Below are 13,964 nucleotides of genomic sequence, written 5' to 3' on the forward strand. Positions count from 1 at the left end.
CCGGCATCGCCGGGATGCGGTAATGAATAACCCTTAATAATCAGATAATTAACTGGATATGTTGTCAATGCGTATCATGCCGTTGCTCAAGGCTGCCTGCCTGAGCCTGATGTTGTCCGCCTGTGTCGCCCCCCTGCTGATGATGAGCCCCACCAGCCAGCTGATGTGGGCCCTGCTCAAGCCGCTGGTCGGTTTCGATCCGAACGAGGCCAACCTGTTCGAGCAACCGCTGATCAAGGACAGAATGACCGCCATGCTGGGGCCCAACTACGAGAGCACCATGCAGCTGCTCAAGACCGCCGACGAGCTACAACAGGAGGGGCCGCTCTTTTACGTGGTCTCCCGCTACGCCCCCGTGCCGGACGTGGCCAAGCAGGCCGGCATGGTCTGGAACGCCGACACCAACCAGCTCGCCGTCATGGTGCAAAAAGGTGACGGGGCGACCCAGGTCTTCGGGGAAAACCTGACGGCCGCCACCCCGACCTGGCCCAGCGCCATGCAGGGCTGGCAGTCCCAGGCCACCCCGGCCACCACGGCCCTGAGCGGTGCCGGTCAGGGGCTCACGGGCGCTGGCAGTTCTCTGCTGGGCACCATGATGGGGGGCCTGCAACAGAGCGCCAGCAAGGCCCTGTCCGACTCCACCAGACAGGTGATCGGCAGTGCCGCCACCACGGCGCAGCAACAAGCCACCAAGGCGGCGAGCGACAGCGCCAAGCAAGCTGCCAGCAGTGCCGCAACCACGGCGCAGCAGCAAGCCACCAAGGCAGTGAGCGACTCGGCCAAACAGGCCGCCAGCAGCGCAGCCACCATCAGTACCGCGACCACGGCGCAACAGCAAGCCGCCAAGGCAGTGAGCGACAGCGCCAAGCAGGCCGCCAGCAGCAGCGCCGCCATCAGTGCCGCGACCAGTGCGCAGCAACAAGCCGCCAAGGCGGTGAGCGACACCGTCAAGCAGGCCGCCAGCAGCGCCGCAACCACAACGCAGCAGCACGCGACCAAGGCGGTAAGCGACAGCACCAAGCAGGCCGTCAGCAGCGCCACCACTACAGCGCAGCAACAAGCCGCCAAGGCGGTGAGTGACACCGCCAAACAGGCCGTCAGCAGTGCCGAAACCACGGCGCAGCAACAAGCCACCAAGGCGGTGAGCGACACCGCCAAGCAGGCCGCCAGCAGTGCCGCAACCACGGCGAAGCAACAAGCCGCCAGCAGCGCAGCGACCATCAGTGCCGCAACCACGGCGCAGCAGCAAGCCGCCAAGGCGGTGCAGCAACAGGGCGAGAAGCTGGAAGCGACTTCCGGCACCCTGAGCGATCAGGCCAGGGCGGATGCCGAAGCGGAGCTGGAAAAACTGCTTAACTGACTTTTTTAAGCGTCATGCCACCATAAAAACAGGCCATCACATGATGGCCTGTTGTTTATCTGACCCGTGGCAGGGGAAGATCAGAAATGGCGGTCCTGCTCGGTGGGCTTGGCACCCTTCTCTTCGCTGTGCTCGATGGCGGTGCGGATAAGGTCGACGCCAGCCCGGATGATCAGCACCCCCATGTTGACCAGCTTGACGCAGACCCACATGAAGGTGATGAGCAGGATCAGCTTGAGCACCGTCTGGAAGGCCTCCAGGAAGTTCTGCTCCAGCTGGGCGGTTAGCCCGTTGGCGCTGCTCATCAGCCAGGTGTACACCTCGCGCACGAAGGGGATCCGGCTCGGCATCTCCAGCACGTCCAGCGCCGCAGGCAGGGCCTGGAAGATGACGATGCTGCCAAACAGTATCAGGATGACGCCGATGGCAATCCCCAGAAAGAAACCGAACTGTCGCATGAAGAGCCCCACAATGTAGTGAATGAGAAGAACAATAGCCGCCAATACTAGGGACTGCCCGCGCAGACGGCAATCCTTGCGTCCCCCACAGGGTCGGTGCCCCCTGCAAGCCATTGCCCGGCCGTCTGATTTCTGTGACCCTTGTCCCCACTCCTTGCCCCTGGGTGTCATCATGTTTCGAGTCGTCTTCTGCCTGCTGCTGTTGCTGGGCGGTGCCCTGCCCGCCTCCCGCGCCGAATCCCCTCCCTCTGCGGCCGCCTGCGTGATCCGCCACCAGCAAGGGATCCTGCTGGTGCAGGACAGGCTCTCCTCGCGCTACAGCCTGAGCGGCGGTTACATCGACAGGGGGGAGACCCCGGAGCAGGCGGCCCTGCGCGAGCTGTTCGAGGAGACCGGCCTGCAGGGTCGCGTCACCGGCGAGCTGGGGCGCTGGCAACGGGCCAGGGTGTTCGCCTGCCAGACCCTGGAGCCCCTGCGGGTCCAGCGGGGGACGGGGTTTGTCTCCCTGCTCCAGGCCCCGGATCTCGGTGGCGAGATCCTGAACGCCAGGCTGATCGCGGCCGCCGACCTGCCCCCTGACCAGCGTCGCTTCCCGGCGCAGCTCGACTGGATAGCCCCGAGGCTGGCCGAGGTGCCCGAGAGCCAGGTGCTGTGGGTGACGGATTTCAGCGACGCGGCCAGTGCGCTGCACCGCGCCGAGTTGCCACTGATCCAGCGCCTGCAACAATGGCTCGGGCCGGATGCGCTCTGGCCCAGGGCGGGCAATCTGCTGGGCTCGGCCCCCTTCCAGCTGGCGCTGCTGCCCCTGCTGCTGCCCCTGCTCGGCTGGTCCAGGCTGCGCCACCTGCTGTTTGCCATGGTGCTGCTCACCCTGGTGGTGAACCTGCTCAAGGCGGGCATCGGCTGGCCCCGGCCCTTCCACCTGCAACCCGAGCTGGCCCGCCAGAGTGCCCAGGGCTTCGGCATGCCGAGCGGCCACGCCGCCTCGACCCTGCTCTACTGGGGCCTGCTGCTTGGCTGGCTGCCGGCGCTGCGGGTTTGGCAGGGGGCCCTGCTGGCCCTGTTGCTGGCCGGCGTGGCCGGGCTGGCCCGGGTCTGGCTGGGGGTCCACTTCCTCTCGGATGTGGTGGCCGGCCTTGCCCTGGGGGCCCTGCTGCTGGCACTGCGCGCCACGCTGGCGAAGCTGGTGGCGCGCCCGCTCCCCTGGGCCGGGCTGCTCATCGCCAGCGCCCTCTCGGCCTGGCTCACCCAGTCCACCGCCCTGGCCGGGCTTGCCATGTTCACCCTGGGGCTGGTATCGGGTAATCTGCTATCACTCGAACGGAGCCCCACCCCCGCCCTGCCCGCCGCGCTGCTGACCCTGGCAGGGGGACTGGTCGTGGCAGGGCTCCTGTTCCTGGTGCCCGCGCTCACCAGCAGCTCTCTGCTGATCCTCGCGGGACAAGGGTGGCTCTTTGGCTGCCTGGGGTTCTGGCTCAGCGCCGGGCTCTGGTGGTCGTTGTCCGCTATCCGTCACGGTGCCCGAACCGGGCGCTCAACCCCTCGTTAAGGGAATGCCATGAATATGAAAAAAGTGGATTTGGCCAAGATCACCCTGGGCTTGCTGTTCCTCAGCCTGCTCATCATCTCGTGCTTCATGGTCTTGCGCCCCTTCCTGCCCGCCCTGGTGTGGTCCACCATGATCACCATCGCCACCTGGCCCCTGATGCAGATGGCCCAGCGCCTGCTGTGGGGCAAGCGCACCCTGGCGGCGTTGCTGATGACCAGCATCTTGCTGCTCATCTTCGTCATTCCCCTCTTCATGACGCTGGCCAACGTGGCGGAGAAGGCCCCCATGCTCATCGAGCTGGGCACCGAGCTCAGCCAATCCCCGCCCCCCGAGCTGCTCTGGTTGCAGCAAGTGCCCCTGGTGGGCGACAAGCTCTATGAGTTCTGGCGGCAGATCCTCGCGAGCGGCGGCCAGGTGCTGTTCACCAAGCTGGCCCCCTACTTCGGCCAGACCGCCCGCTGGCTGGCGGCCCAGGCGGGCAACCTCGGCCTGCTGTTCGTCCACTTCCTGCTGACCGTGGCCATCTGCGGCCTGCTCTACCACTCGGGAGAGAAGGCGGCAGAAGGCATTCGCCGCTTCGCCCACCGTCTGGCGGGCCAACGCGGTGACAATGCGGTGGTGCTCGCCTCCCAGGCCATCCGCGCCGTCGCCATGGGGGTGGTGGTGACCGCCCTGGTGCAATCCTCGGTGGCGGGCCTGGGCCTGCTCATCGCCGGCATTCCCTATGTCATGGTGCTGGTGGTGCTGATGTTCCTGCTGATCGTCGCCCAGATAGGCCCCTTCCCGGTGCTGCTGGCCAGCGTCGGCTACCTCTACTGGAGCGGGGACACCACCTGGGGCACCTTCCTGCTGGTCTGGTCCCTGCTGGCGGGCACCATGGACAACTTCCTGCGCCCCTTCCTCATCAAGCGCGGGGCCGACCTGCCGCTGATCCTCATTCTGGTGGGGGTCATCGGCGGCCTGCTGGCGCTGGGGATCATCGGTCTCTTCATCGGCCCCGTGGTGTTGGCGGTGGGCTACACCCTGCTGGATGCCTGGATCAAGGAAGATGACCAACCGGCGAGCGCTCTGGTGGAGCAGCCCAAGGCGCCGTGACGATTCATTGATCCCCGATGCAAAGAGCCGCCCCAGGGCGGCTCTTTTGTTTATTACCGTCCCATGTTGGTTCGATTAGCGAAGTGTAATCGGACGATCGAGATGCCGCTGTCCGGTGTGTCCATGAATCAGCGGCATCTGTCTGCAGGGAAATATGGATGGCTGTTATAGCGGGAGAATTGATTTACGCGAATGTCCGATTACGCCTTATGGCTAATCGAACTTAAAGCCGGTCGCGGCGTTTAGGGAAGGTGCGAACAAGTCCCTGATATGAGATCATGTTTGTCATCTGGAGCCATGAAAAAGGGTTCATCATGAGTCATCAGCTCACCTTCGCCGACAGTGAATTCAGCAGTAAGCGCCGTCAGACCAGAAAAGAGATTTTCTTGTCCCGCATGGAGCAGATTCTGCCATGGCAAAACATGGTGGAAGTCATCGAGCCGTTTTACCCCAAGGCTGGTAATGGCCGGCGACCTTATCCGCTGGAAACCATGCTACGCATTCACTGCATGCAGCATTGGTACAACCTGAGCGATGGCGCGATGGAAGATGCTCTGTACGAAATCGCCTCCATGCGTCTGTTTGCCCGGTTATCCCTGGATAGCGCCTTGCCGGACCGCACCACCATCATGAACTTCCGCCACCTGCTGGAGCAGCATCAACTGGCCCGCCAATTGTTCAAGACCATCAATCGCTGGCTGGCCGAAGCAGGCGTCATGATGACTCAAGGCACCTTGGTCGATGCCACCATCATTGAGGCACCCAGCTCGACCAAGAACAAAGAGCAGCAACGCGATCCGCAGATGCATCAGACCAAGAAAGGCAATCAGTGGCACTTTGGCATGAAGGCCCACATTGGTGTCGATGCCAAGAGTGGCCTGACCCACAGCCTAGTCACCACCGCGGCCAACGAGCATGACCTCAATCAGCTGGGTAATCTGCTGCATGGAGAGGAGCAATTTGTCTCAGCCGATGCCGGCTACCAAGGGGCGCCACAGCGCGAGGAGCTGGCCGAGGTGGATGTGGACTGGCTGATCGCCGAGCGCCCCGGCAAGGTAAGAACCTTGAAACAGCATCCACGCAAGAACAAAACGGCCATCAACATCGAATACATGAAAGCCAGCATCCGGGCCAAGGTGGAGCACCCATTTCGCATCATCAAGCGACAGTTCGGCTTCGTGAAAGCCAGATACAAGGGGTTGCTGAAAAACGATAACCAACTGGCGATGTTATTCACGCTGGCCAACCTGTTTCGGGCGGACCAAATGATACGTCAGTGGGAGAGATCTCACTAAAAACTGGGAATAACGCCTTAAATGGCGAAGAAACGGTCTAAATAGGCTGATTCAAGGCATTTACGGGAGAAAAAATCGGCTCAAACATGAAGAAATGAAATGACTGAGCCAGCCGAGAAGAATTTCCCCGCTTATTCGCACCTTCCCTTGGCGAAGCCACGCTGCATGTTGAGGCCGTGGTCGCCGTCGCCGATGTCGGTATCCAGCGCGGTGAGGTAGTCACGCTGCTCGGTGAAGATGTGCTCGCAGTCGAGCAGCCAGTTGACGATCTGATGCTTGCTTAACATGAATATTCCTCAGCAGCCGCGCCGCAGGGCCGGGGTGTGAACGGGGGCATCCCACAGGGTCATCAGCTCGTCATCCACCTTGAGCAGGGTGATGGAGATGCCGGTCATGTCGAGGGAGGTGCAGTAGGGGCCGATGAGGTTGCGCACCAGATGAATGCCCGCCTCTTCGCACAGGGTGGCGAGGCGACCATAGACGCCGTAGAGCTCGGAGACAGGGGTGCCGCCGAGGCTGTTGACCAGGACGATGACCCTGTCACCCCCATTGAGCGGCTCGATAAAGGTGTGCTCTTCCTGCCAGCTGCCGGTGGCTCTGTCCCAGTGGCGCAGGGTGCGGCCATAGGGGCTGTTGTCGGTCAGCTCCTTGAACATGTCGTCCACCAGGGCGTTGAGGTCGGTGAAGGGACGGCGTTCGATGCCCGGCTCGCCGTGAATGCCCACGCCGAACTCCACCTCGTTGTCAGCCAGGGTGAAGGAGGGTTTGCCGGCAGCAGGCACGGTGCAGGCGTGCATGGCCACGCCTATGGTGCGGCTCTGGTTGTTGATGCGACGGGCCAACGCCTCGCAGCGCGCCAGATCGTAGCCCGCCTCGGCGGCGGCACCGACCAGCTTCTCGCACAGCACTGTCGTGGCAACCCCGCGGCGGCCAGCGGTGTAGAGGCTGTCCTTCACCGCCACGTCGTCATCGATGAGGGCGAAGCCCACCTTGACCCCGTCACCGTGCAGCAGCTCGACCGCGGTCTCGAAGTTGAGCACGTCGCCTGTGTAGTTCTTCACCAGAAACAGCACGCCGGCGCCGCCGTCGACGGCCTGACCGCACTCGTACATCTGATCCGGGGTCGGGGACGTGAAGATCTCGCCGGGGCAGGCACCATCCAGCATTCCTTTGCCCACCAGGCCACCGTGCATGGGCTCGTGGCCGCTGCCGCCACCGGAGACCAGCGCCACCTTGCCCGTCACGGGGGAATCGGCGCGGGTGATGTAGTGGGGTTCGATTCGCACCTTGAGCTCGGGGTGGGCAGCGGCCATCCCCATCAGTTGTTCACGGACCACGGCATCGACAGCGTTGATCAGCTTCTTCATGGCTCACTCCTTGGCTTGCCACCACACGGGTGGACAGATGGTTGATGCAGCCAGTCTAGCGAGCCATAGGGGGATAAAAATGACAGGGGTTTCGGTTCGGATCTGAAACAACAAACAAAGCCTGACGTTTCAATCTGAAACGAGCGGATGGGGAAGATCCGGGAAAGTGTTAGCCGCCTCACAGCCATGAAAAAGGGCCCCGCAGGGCCCTTCTCGATAGCGTGAGGATTAGATGGCCCAGCCACCGGCGTAGAAGATCACCAGGGCCACAGCGATGATGACGGTGCCGATGTTGAGCTTCTTCCACTCGGCGGCAAACAGGCGGCCGACCACCAGGGCCACGAAGCCCAGCATGATACCGGTGACGATGTTGCAGGTGAGCACGATGAAGACGGCGCACAGCATGCCGGAGAGGGCATCGACCGAGTCGTTGAAGTCCAGTTTGGTGACGTTGCCCAGCATCAGCAGGCCCACATACATCAGGGCCGGTGCGGTGGCGTAGGCCGGTACCAGATAGCTCAGCGGGGAGAGGAAGATCATCAGCAGGAAGAGCACGCCGACCAGGGTGGCGGTCAGACCTGTCTTGCCGCCGGCAGCGGTCCCTGCGGCGGATTCGATGTAGACGGCTGCCGGAGCACCACCCACCACGCCCGCCACCATGCTGCTGACGGAGTCCGCAGTCAGGGCCTTGCCACCGCTGATGATGTGACCACGCTCGTTGATGAGGCCAGCCTGACCGGCCACGGCACGGATGGTGCCGGTGGCGTCAAACACGGCGGTCATCACCAACGCCAACACGGTCGGAATCACCACCGGATTGAGGGCGCCCAGCAGATCCATGCTGCCCACCAGGGAGCCATTCTCGCCACTCAGGCTCGGCATGGCGAAGAAGCCCTGCCAGGTCACTTTCGGATCGAAGATGAGGCCGAGGATGGAGATGGCGATGATCACCATCAGGATGCCGCCCGGCACCTTGCGGCGCTCCAGACCGAAGATGGCAGCCAGCCCCAGCACCGTCATGATGACCGGGAAGGCAGTGATCTCGCCGAGCTGAACCGGCAGGCCAGCCCCTTCATTCTTGATCACCATGCCGACCCCGTTGGTGGCGATCAGCAGCAGGAACAGGCCGATACCGATGCCGGTACCGTGGGCGATGCCGGAGGGAAGGTTGTCCAGGATCCACTGGCGCACGCCGGTGACGCTGATCAGGGTGAACAGCACCCCCATCAGGAAGATGGCGCCTAGCGCGACCGGAATGCTCAGCCCCTGACCCAGCACCAGGCTGAAGGCGGTAAAGGCGGTGAGAGAGATGGCACAACCGATGGCCATCGGCAGCTTGGCCCAGAGCCCCATCAGCAGGGAGCCGAAGGCGGCGATCAGACAGGTGGCCACAAACACCGGGCCCTGCTCAAAACCGGCTGCGCCCAGCATGTTCGGCACGACGATGATGCTGTAGACCATCGCCAGGAAGGTGGTCAACCCGGCCAGCAGCTCCTGTCGCACCGTGCTGCCACGCTGGCTGATGGAGAAATAGGAATCCAGAAACCCGCCATTGCCGGCGCGGGCCGTCGTTTGTTGCGTTGCCATAGTTCATCCTGAAAGTGTGAAGGAAATCGTTTGCTTGCTGGCGCGCAAAATAGCAAGAATTTGACGAGATTGCAGCGGATAAGCCCCCATTTCCCCGAAGTTTTTCATAAAAAGGCTCGTTGGAGGCCTCATTTTCCATGAGAGAGGCCCATCCCAAGCTTCTACACTCTTAGCTAGCCACGTTCCCATCTACCGGAGAGAAGCCCATGCACACAGGCAACCTGCTTGGCCAGATCCCCTCCCCCCTGCCCAGTGAAGTGTTCGCGGATCTGGTCAGTACCAACAATGTTCGTATCGAGCGCATTCTCTCCCAGTGCATATTCCCACGCATGGCGATCGCTCAATAACATTCATGCCGATCACGTAATAACATCCATGCCGATCACTCAATAACATCCCACGCCGATCACTTTTTACCCTCGATGGGAAACCATGATCGGCATCCATGTTATTGGTGACTTTTTCTCCCCGCTTCGTTAAACCCGCACTTTCCCATCTGCTCCAACAGAGGAACGTGCATGTCTGCGAGGCCTATCACTGTGAGAAAACTCAAAGAAATTCTTCGCCTTAAATATCAGGCTCAACTGGCTCATCGGCAGATCGCCCTCAGCCTGCATATCTCTCCTAGCACCGTATCCTATTACCTCAACCGGGCGGCTCAACTGGGTATCATGACCTGGCCCCTGTCTGAGTCCTGGGATGATGTCTCCCTGGAGCGCGCATTTCTCAAGACCTGCTCTGTCCATAAAACTCAGCACAAACCCACTCCCAACTGGGCCTTGTTGCATCAGGAACTCAAAAAACCAGGTCAAAAAGGCGTGACCCTCGAGCTGCTATGGCAGGAGTACGCCGAGCGCCATCCAGGCTCCCACTACAGCTACAACCACTTCTGTCGGCTCTATAAAGAGTGGGCGGCGCTGCTGCAACCCTCGATGCGGCAGACCCATATTGCGGGCGAAAAACTCTTTGTCGACTACTGCGGCCAGACCATGCCCATTGTCGATCCGCATACCGGCGAGATCCTTTACCGGGCCCAGATCTTTGTCGCCGTGCTGGGGGCCTCCAACTACACCTTTGCCGAGGCCACCCGCTCCCAGCAGCTCGATGACTGGGTGATGAGCCACAAGCGCGCTTTCGAGTTCTTTGGCGGTGTGCCGCAATTGGTGGTACCTGATTGCCTCAAGAGTGCCGTCAGCGTGGCGCGCAATACCGATCCGGATCTCAACCCTACCTACCAGATGCTGGCGGCCCATTTCGGTACGGCGATCATGCCCGCGCGGCCCCGCAAGCCGAAGGATAAGTCCAAGGCGGAGGTGGGCGTGCAGATCGTCACCCGCTGGATCCTGGCGGTGCTGCGTCATGAAACCTTCCATAGCCTGGCCCAGCTCAATCAGCGAATGGGTGAACTGCTGACCCGGCTCAACCAGAAATCCTTCCAGAAGCTGCCTGGCTGCCGTGCCTCACTGTTTGCCGAGCTCGATGCACCGGCGCTCAAGCCGTTGCCGGATTATCCCTATCACTACACCAAAGTAGTGCCGGTGCTGGTTGGTAAGGACTACCACGTCGATCTGGAAAAGCACTATTACTCAGTGCCCTATGCCTTGCAGGGCAAGCGGCTGGAGGCGCATCTGGCCGAGCATACCGTCACGCTGTACCACGCGGGCAAGATCGTGGCCGAACACCAGCGGAGTCATCACAAAGGCCAGCACAGCAGCCTGCGTGAACACATGCCCGCGCATCATCAGGCACTGCTGGAGTGGTCGCCAGAGCGACTGCTTGGCTGGGCGGCGTCCATCGGCCCCTACACCACGCATTGGGTGGATGGCTTTATCCGGCAGGCAGAGCATTCGACGCAAGCGGTGCGCCCTTGCCTGGCCTTGCTGGGGCAGAGCAAAACCTATGGCAAGGAGCGGCTGGAAGCGGCCTGCCTCCGGGGGCACCTGACCGGCGCCAACCGGCTGCACAACATCCGCAGCATGCTCAAGCATGGCCTGGAGGAGCAACAACTCATTGCCAACGAGCGACAGGATCCGCTGCAAGACATCCGTCATGACAATGTCCATGGCGAGCACTACTTCCACTAACCCCACGGATCAGGAGAAGCCGATGCAATTACACCTCGATGAACAACTAAGCCGCCTGCACTTGAGCGGCATGAAACAGGCTCTGAACCAGCAGCAGGCCCAGAGCATGCTGTACCTGGATATGGGTTTTGAAGAGCGGCTGCAACTATTACTGAGCCATGAGCTGGTGCAGCGGGAGCAGAGGAAAACCAACCGCCTGGAGAAGCAAGCCCGGTTCCGGCTAGCCGGACAGGTGGAGCAGCTCGACTATCGGGCGGGTCGAGGCGTGAGCAAAGCGCAGATCCGCCAACTGCTGGAAGGACACTGGCTGAGTCATCAACAAAACCTGCTGCTAACGGGCGCGGCAGGCTGTGGCAAGAGTTACCTGGCGTGTGCCCTGGGCCGTTACTTTATCCGGCAAGGAGTGGGCGTGCGGTATTACCGGCTGAAAACCCTACTTGAAGAGATGCGACTGGCCCAAGCGGATGGCAGCTATCCGAAACTGCTGGAGCGGGTAAGCAACATAGGGGTACTGATCCTGGATGACTGGGGCATGGAGATGCTGGACGCGAGCGAACGCAGCAACCTGCTGGAGATCATCGATACCCGCTACGGCAACGTCTCAACGATAGTGGCGAGCCAATTGCCGGTGGAGAAGTGGTACGGGATGATCGGAGAGGCAACCTTCGCCGAGGCGATCTTGGACCGACTGATCCACAGAGCGGTGCGCGTGACCTTAACGGGAGAATCGATGAGAAAACAGGGCGCCAACTTGACCGATGCCGATCAGGCGGAGTAAAAGGAAGACGCTATAAACGCGGGCAGAAAAAAAGTGATCGGCATGATGTTATTGGCTGATCGACATGATGTTATTAGCCACCCAGGGGCAGCAGACCCCTACCGGAGAGTGGTTCGATCAGGATGAACACGAATGGGTATTGCTGGTGCAGGGAGAGGCCATCCTGGTCTTCATCACACCGGATACCGGGGTACAGGAACGCGTCCATCTGGGGCCGGGGGATTACATCAACATCCCGGCGCACCTTCAGCACCGGGTGGAGTGGACCCATCCGACCGAGACAACCGTCTGGCTCTGCGTCTATTACTAGCAAGCTCACGGCTCAAGAAGGCAATGCTTCTGCTGCGAAGATCGAAGAGGAGACCGTGGAGACGAAAAAAGCCCAGTCTGTCGACTGGGCTTCTTGTTAGTGGCATAACGGACGCAGAGACGGACAAAGTCCGGCTCAAGCACAAGGGACAACAGAGCGGGATCGAGTTGTCAGTGGCAAGTCGCAGCCCTGGTGGTTGCCTCTTGTTCCCTGAGCCCTTATCCAGACGCCAGAACGCAAAAAGGCCTTCCCGATAGGGAAGGCCTTTCAATTTAGTGGCGGAGCGGACGGGACTCGAACCCGCGACCCCCGGCGTGACAGGCCGGTATTCTAACCGACTGAACTACCGCTCCGCATTCGGTTAGCTTTCGCTAAATCATTTGCCGCTTCTATGAGGTGTCATCCTCGCAGCCAGCGTCGTGATGTTGCACGATGCTGTTTAATTGGGTGCCTGGCAGTGTCCTACTCTCGCATGGCGAATGCCACACTACCATCGGCGCTACAGCGTTTCACTTCTGAGTTCGGCATGGGGTCAGGTGGTTCCACTGCGCTATTGCCGCCAGGCAAAATCTTAATCCAGAAAGCTGACGTGAATAACGACTTTGCTAGTTGCTTGTCATTATCACTGAATTTGTAAGTAGTTCACTCATTCGCTACAAGGCCAGAAACACTTCTTGGGTGTTGTATGGTTAAGCCTCACGGGTAATTAGTATGGGTTAGCTCAACGTATCGCTACGCTTACACACCCCACCTATCAACGTTGTGGTCTCCAACGGCCCTTTAGGACCCTCAAGGGGTCAGGGATGACTCATCTCAGGGCTCGCTTCCCGCTTAGATGCTTTCAGCGGTTATCGATTCCGAACTTAGCTACCGGGCAGTGCCACTGGCGTGACAACCCGAACACCAGAGGTTCGTTCACTCCGGTCCTCTCGTACTAGGAGCAACTCCCTTCAATCATCCAACGCCCACGGCAGATAGGGACCGAACTGTCTCACGACGTTCTGAACCCAGCTCGCGTACCACTTTAAATGGCGAACAGCCATACCCTTGGGACCGACTTCAGCCCCAGGATGTGATGAGCCGACATCGAGGTGCCAAACACCGCCGTCGATATGAACTCTTGGGCGGTATCAGCCTGTTATCCCCGGAGTACCTTTTATCCGTTGAGCGATGGCCCTTCCATTCAGAACCACCGGATCACTATGACCTACTTTCGTACCTGCTCGACCTGTCCGTCTCGCAGTTAAGCTGGCTTATGCCATTGCACTAACCTCCTGATGTCCGACCAGGATTAGCCAACCTTCGTGCTCCTCCGTTACTCTTTGGGAGGAGACCGCCCCAGTCAAACTACCCACCAGGCACTGTCCGCGAGCTCGATTCAGGGCCCTGCGTTAGAACATCAAACATACAAGGGTGGTATTTCAAGGACGGCTCCAGCGCAACTGGCGTCACGCCTTCAAAGCCTCCCACCTATCCTACACATGTAGGTTCAATGTTCAGTGCCAAGCTGTAGTAAAGGTTCACGGGGTCTTTCCGTCTAGCCGCGGGTACACCGCATCTTCACGGCGAATTCGATTTCACTGAGTCTCGGGTGGAGACAGCATGGCCATGGTTACACCATTCGTGCAGGTCGGAACTTACCCGACAAGGAATTTCGCTACCTTAGGACCGTTATAGTTACGGCCGCCGTTTACCGGGGCTTCGATCAAGAGCTTCGCTTGCGCTAACCCCATCAATTAACCTTCCGGCACCGGGCAGGTGTCACACCCTATACGTCCACTTTCGTGTTTGCAGAGTGCTGTGTTTTTGATAAACAGTCCCAGCCATCTGGTCACTGCGACTCCCGACAGCTCCATCCGCAAGGGACTTCACCATCAAGAGCGAACCTTCTCCCGAAGTTACGGTTCTATTTTGCCTAGTTCCTTCACCCGAGTTCTCTCAAGCGCCTTGGTATTCTCTACCCGACCACCTGTGTCGGTTTGGGGTACGATGACTTGTAATCTGAAGCTTAGAGGCTTTTCCTGGAAGCAGGGCATCAATGGCTTCCGCACCGTGGTGCGTTCGTCTCGTGTCTCAGTGTT

Annotated in this window: 11 protein-coding genes, 1 tRNA gene, 2 rRNA genes and 1 pseudogene (1 of these 15 cut by a window edge); 8 read left to right on the top strand and 7 right to left on the bottom strand. The window is 60.4% G+C overall.

Going from position 1 to position 13,964, the window contains the following annotated elements; translation table 11 throughout:
- The first annotated feature begins 67 nt into the window (after positions 1 to 67).
- A complete protein-coding gene (locus C3F36_RS08630; protein ID WP_104454910.1) occupies positions 68 to 1,360 on the top strand; it encodes a hypothetical protein in 1,293 nt (430 codons plus the stop codon).
- An 80-nt stretch (positions 1,361 to 1,440) separates the two neighbouring features.
- Here the strand turns inward: C3F36_RS08630 and C3F36_RS08635 are convergent, their stop codons facing one another.
- Entirely contained in the window at positions 1,441 to 1,818 is a 378-nt protein-coding gene (locus tag C3F36_RS08635; protein ID WP_010675931.1) for a hypothetical protein, read from the bottom strand.
- Between the two features lie 172 nt (positions 1,819 to 1,990).
- Between C3F36_RS08635 and C3F36_RS08640 the strand changes: the two genes are divergently transcribed.
- The 3 genes from C3F36_RS08640 to C3F36_RS08655 all read left to right on the top strand — a co-directional run bounded on the left by C3F36_RS08640 (position 1,991) and on the right by C3F36_RS08655 (position 5,757).
- The gene (locus C3F36_RS08640; protein WP_104454911.1) at positions 1,991 to 3,367 is read left to right on the top strand and encodes a bifunctional NUDIX hydrolase/phosphatase PAP2 family protein; all 1,377 of its coding nucleotides are present in this window, start codon (positions 1,991 to 1,993) and stop codon (positions 3,365 to 3,367) included.
- A 9-nt stretch (positions 3,368 to 3,376) separates the two neighbouring features.
- Positions 3,377 to 4,462 carry an AI-2E family transporter YdiK gene (ydiK, locus tag C3F36_RS08645; RefSeq protein WP_199769681.1) on the top strand — a complete coding sequence of 362 codons (1,086 nt, stop codon included), beginning with the start codon at positions 3,377 to 3,379 and terminating at the stop codon, positions 4,460 to 4,462.
- A 314-nt stretch (positions 4,463 to 4,776) separates the two neighbouring features.
- A complete protein-coding gene (locus C3F36_RS08655; RefSeq protein ID WP_026141915.1) occupies positions 4,777 to 5,757 on the top strand; it encodes an IS5-like element IS5 family transposase in 981 nt (326 codons plus the stop codon).
- A 146-nt stretch (positions 5,758 to 5,903) separates the two neighbouring features.
- Here the strand turns inward: C3F36_RS08655 and C3F36_RS08665 are convergent.
- From C3F36_RS08665 to C3F36_RS08675, 3 genes and pseudogenes are all read right to left on the bottom strand, one after another.
- Positions 5,904 to 6,044: pseudogene (locus C3F36_RS08665) on the bottom strand (dihydroxyacetone kinase); the annotation flags it as partial.
- Between the two features lie 9 nt (positions 6,045 to 6,053).
- Entirely contained in the window at positions 6,054 to 7,124 is a 1,071-nt protein-coding gene (gene dhaK / locus C3F36_RS08670; RefSeq protein ID WP_045522301.1) for a dihydroxyacetone kinase subunit DhaK, read from the bottom strand.
- 228 nt (positions 7,125 to 7,352) lie between these two features.
- Positions 7,353 to 8,711, bottom strand: a complete 1,359-nt coding sequence (locus C3F36_RS08675; RefSeq protein ID WP_010675944.1) for an NCS2 family permease — start codon at positions 8,709 to 8,711, stop codon at positions 7,353 to 7,355.
- Positions 8,712 to 8,917: 206 nt separating this feature from the next.
- Between C3F36_RS08675 and C3F36_RS08680 the strand changes: the two genes are divergently transcribed.
- From C3F36_RS08680 to C3F36_RS08695, 4 genes are all read left to right on the top strand, one after another.
- Positions 8,918 to 9,058: a hypothetical protein gene (locus C3F36_RS08680; RefSeq protein ID WP_233759733.1), complete on the top strand. Its 141-nt coding sequence runs from the start codon at positions 8,918 to 8,920 to the stop codon at positions 9,056 to 9,058.
- 171 nt (positions 9,059 to 9,229) lie between these two features.
- Entirely contained in the window at positions 9,230 to 10,795 is a 1,566-nt protein-coding gene (gene istA / locus C3F36_RS08685; RefSeq protein ID WP_043851823.1) for an IS21-like element ISAs27 family transposase, read from the top strand.
- Positions 10,796 to 10,817: 22 nt separating this feature from the next.
- Positions 10,818 to 11,573, top strand: a complete 756-nt coding sequence (gene istB / locus C3F36_RS08690) for an IS21-like element ISAs27 family helper ATPase IstB (protein ID WP_043851824.1) — start codon at positions 10,818 to 10,820, stop codon at positions 11,571 to 11,573.
- A gap of 64 nt (positions 11,574 to 11,637) precedes the next feature.
- The gene (locus tag C3F36_RS08695) at positions 11,638 to 11,883 is read left to right on the top strand and encodes a cupin domain-containing protein (RefSeq protein WP_233759734.1); all 246 of its coding nucleotides are present in this window, start codon (positions 11,638 to 11,640) and stop codon (positions 11,881 to 11,883) included.
- 276 nt (positions 11,884 to 12,159) lie between these two features.
- On the opposite strand, the gene C3F36_RS08700 is transcribed toward C3F36_RS08695, so the two are convergent.
- The 3 genes from C3F36_RS08700 to C3F36_RS08710 form a co-directional block, all read right to left on the bottom strand.
- Positions 12,160 to 12,236, bottom strand: a tRNA-Asp gene (locus tag C3F36_RS08700).
- A 96-nt stretch (positions 12,237 to 12,332) separates the two neighbouring features.
- A 5S ribosomal RNA gene (rrf, locus tag C3F36_RS08705) occupies positions 12,333 to 12,447 on the bottom strand.
- 121 nt (positions 12,448 to 12,568) lie between these two features.
- Positions 12,569 to 13,964: ribosomal RNA gene (locus C3F36_RS08710) — 23S ribosomal RNA — on the bottom strand; it runs 1,493 nt beyond the window's last position.

This window comes from Aeromonas sp. ASNIH2, assembly GCF_002934795.1.
Lineage (GTDB): Bacteria > Pseudomonadota > Gammaproteobacteria > Enterobacterales > Aeromonadaceae > Aeromonas > Aeromonas caviae.

Excerpts from the sequence above, each read along its gene's own strand:
- C3F36_RS08635 (WP_010675931.1), bottom strand. The coding sequence starts at position 1,818 with ATGCGACAGTTCGGTTTCTTTCTGGGGATTGCCATCGGCGTCATCCTG.
- C3F36_RS08695 (WP_233759734.1), top strand. The coding sequence starts at position 11,638 with ATGATGTTATTAGCCACCCAGGGGCAGCAGACCCCTACCGGAGAGTGG.
- C3F36_RS08680 (WP_233759733.1), top strand. The coding sequence starts at position 8,918 with ATGCACACAGGCAACCTGCTTGGCCAGATCCCCTCCCCCCTGCCCAGT.
- C3F36_RS08655 (WP_026141915.1), top strand. The coding sequence starts at position 4,777 with ATGAGTCATCAGCTCACCTTCGCCGACAGTGAATTCAGCAGTAAGCGC.
- dhaK (WP_045522301.1), bottom strand. The coding sequence starts at position 7,124 with ATGAAGAAGCTGATCAACGCTGTCGATGCCGTGGTCCGTGAACAACTG.
- istA (WP_043851823.1), top strand. The coding sequence starts at position 9,230 with ATGTCTGCGAGGCCTATCACTGTGAGAAAACTCAAAGAAATTCTTCGC.
- C3F36_RS08640 (WP_104454911.1), top strand. The coding sequence starts at position 1,991 with ATGTTTCGAGTCGTCTTCTGCCTGCTGCTGTTGCTGGGCGGTGCCCTG.
- ydiK (WP_199769681.1), top strand. The coding sequence starts at position 3,377 with ATGAATATGAAAAAAGTGGATTTGGCCAAGATCACCCTGGGCTTGCTG.
- C3F36_RS08675 (WP_010675944.1), bottom strand. The coding sequence starts at position 8,711 with ATGGCAACGCAACAAACGACGGCCCGCGCCGGCAATGGCGGGTTTCTG.
- istB (WP_043851824.1), top strand. The coding sequence starts at position 10,818 with ATGCAATTACACCTCGATGAACAACTAAGCCGCCTGCACTTGAGCGGC.
- C3F36_RS08630 (WP_104454910.1), top strand. The coding sequence starts at position 68 with ATGCGTATCATGCCGTTGCTCAAGGCTGCCTGCCTGAGCCTGATGTTG.